This is a genomic window from Paenisporosarcina sp. P5_A11 (assembly GCF_056400705.1).
In genome coordinates this window covers 1-2,115 of record NZ_JBFUKT010000299.1, presented here as the reverse complement: position 1 = coordinate 2,115, position 2,115 = coordinate 1, and the positions used below count along the sequence as shown (strand labels likewise).

Annotated in this window: 3 protein-coding genes and 1 tRNA gene; 3 read left to right on the top strand and 1 reads right to left on the bottom strand. The window is 37.2% G+C overall.

Annotated features, from left to right (window positions below):
• Both whiA and AC1DOS_RS19635 read left to right on the top strand, forming a co-directional pair.
• Positions 1–863: DNA-binding protein WhiA (gene whiA / locus AC1DOS_RS19640; protein ID WP_477538836.1), on the top strand; the 863-nt coding region annotated here is incomplete at its 5' end.
• 73 nt (positions 864–936) lie between these two features.
• Positions 937–1,194 carry an HPr family phosphocarrier protein gene (locus tag AC1DOS_RS19635; RefSeq protein WP_108585167.1) on the top strand — a complete coding sequence of 86 codons (258 nt, stop codon included), beginning with the start codon at positions 937–939 and terminating at the stop codon, positions 1,192–1,194.
• Between the two features lie 55 nt (positions 1,195–1,249).
• Here AC1DOS_RS19635 and AC1DOS_RS19630 read toward each other — a convergent pair.
• Positions 1,250–1,321 (bottom strand) — tRNA-Arg (locus AC1DOS_RS19630).
• Positions 1,322–1,491: 170 nt separating this feature from the next.
• On the opposite strand from AC1DOS_RS19630, the gene clpP reads away from it, so the two are divergent.
• Positions 1,492–2,085 carry an ATP-dependent Clp endopeptidase proteolytic subunit ClpP gene (gene clpP, locus AC1DOS_RS19625; protein ID WP_108585166.1) on the top strand — a complete coding sequence of 198 codons (594 nt, stop codon included), beginning with the start codon at positions 1,492–1,494 and terminating at the stop codon, positions 2,083–2,085.
• Positions 2,086–2,115: the final 30 nt, after the last annotated feature.

Sequence of the window (2,115 nt, the reverse complement as noted above, 5' to 3'; positions counted from 1 at the left end):
ATGGTGCGCTTTCATTTGCCAATCGGAGTTTAAGCTTAGATGTTCAAACAGAAAATGCACCAATAGCAAGACGACTATATACTCTCATGAAATCCATTTATCCTTATCGGGTAGAATTACTGGTACGAAAAAAGATGCGTTTAAAGAAAAACAATGTATATATTTGTCGAGTACGTGATGGCTCAAAAGCCTTACTGGAAGATTTGAAAATCATTTCAGAAGATTTTCAAATTAATCATACAATCTCACCAGACTTGGTCAAAAAAAATTGTTGTAAGCGCGCCTATTTACGTGGAGCATTTTTAGCAGGTGGTTCAGTTAATAATCCTGAAACATCTGCATATCATCTAGAAATATATTCACTATATAAAGACCATAGTGAAGCATTGGTTGACTTGATGAATGGATTTGGATTAAATGCAAAAACTATTGAACGTAAAAAAGGTTTTGTAACGTATTTAAAAGAAGCAGAAAAAATTTCAGATTTTTTCAGTATAACTGGAGCACACCAGGCATTATTAAAATTTGAAGATGTACGAATCATTCGCGATATGAGAAATAGCGTAAATCGCCTGGTGAACTGTGAGACGGCGAATTTAAATAAAACCATCGGAGCAGCCGTACGCCAAGTGGAAAACATACGATATATTGATAAAGCGATGGGCATTGATCAACTTCCAGAGAAACTTAGAGAAATTGCTCGTTTACGTGTAGAATACCAAGATGTGACATTAAAAGAGCTAGGCGAGATGGTATCTACAGGTACTATCAGTAAATCAGGGATTAACCATCGCTTACGCAAACTTGATGAAATAGCAGATGGTCTTCGCGGTGGCGTAACTTTCGATAAGGTAAATAGATAGTTGTGGGAAAACAATTTTTCCGCTAACATAAAAAACAATACAAAAACGAGAAGAGCATAGGGGGCATGAACGAATGGTGGAAAAACAAGTACAAGTAGGATTAAAATCAGGATTACAAGCAAGACAAGCTGCTCTTTTTGTACAGGAAGCAAATCGTTATCAAGCAGATGTGTATCTACAAAAAGAGACCAAAAAAGTTAATGCGAAAAGTATTATGGGCATTATGAGCTTAGCTATTAGCAAAGGGTCATCAGTTGTTATCAGTGCTGACGGATCGGATGAAGAACAAGCAGTTTCCGGATTAGTCGCAATGGTTGGAAATGAAGAATAAGTAGCAAAAAAGACCTTCGACATTTTTGTCGAAGGTCTTTTTTGTAAATATATGACGCCCTCGGCGAGAATCGAACTCACATCTAAAGCTTCGGAGGCTCACGTGCTATCCATTGCACCACGAGGGCAGGCGACTTTTCTATTATACAAAGAGAAGAGCAACAATACAACTTTACTTTTTTATGCATAATATTTGACCTTCCTTGACCAACTTGTATATGATAAAGTAACAACTGAGAACAACTTACGAAACTCAGGATGTAAGAAAATTAATTTATGTTTGAAGGAGGAAATTTCAGTGAACTTAATTCCTACAGTTATTGAACAAACAAGCCGTGGAGAACGTGCTTATGACATTTACTCTCGTTTACTTAAAGATCGTGTAATTATGCTAGGTAGTGGCATTGATGACAATGTTTCAAACTCCATAGTAGCTCAATTACTTTTCCTAGAAGCAGATGATCCAGAAAAAGACATTTCAATTTACATTAACAGCCCAGGTGGCAGCATTACAGCGGGTATGGCGATTTTTGACACGATGCAATTTATTAAACCTGATGTTCAAACAATCTGTATCGGTATGGCTGCATCAATGGGAGCTTTCTTACTAGCTGCTGGAACAAAAGGGAAACGATATGCATTACCAAACTCTGAAGTCATGATTCACCAACCACTCGGTGGTGCTCAAGGGCAAGCGACTGAAATTGAAATCGCTGCTAAACGTATTTTATTCTTACGTGATAAGTTGAACACTATTTTGGCTGAACGTACAGGTCAACCGGTTGATGTCATTGCGAAAGACACAGATCGTGATAATTTCATGACAGCTGAACGAGCTAAAGAATATGGTTTAGTTGATCATATTATTTCTCGTAGCGACTTGAAAAAATAATAAATTAAGACAGCAGTGACTGTTGAAGTC

What these genes read in the sequence shown, in the direction of transcription:
- AC1DOS_RS19635 (WP_108585167.1), top strand. Translation starts at nt 937, where the DNA reads ATGGTGGAAAAACAAGTACAAGTAGGATTAAAATCAGGATTACAAGCA.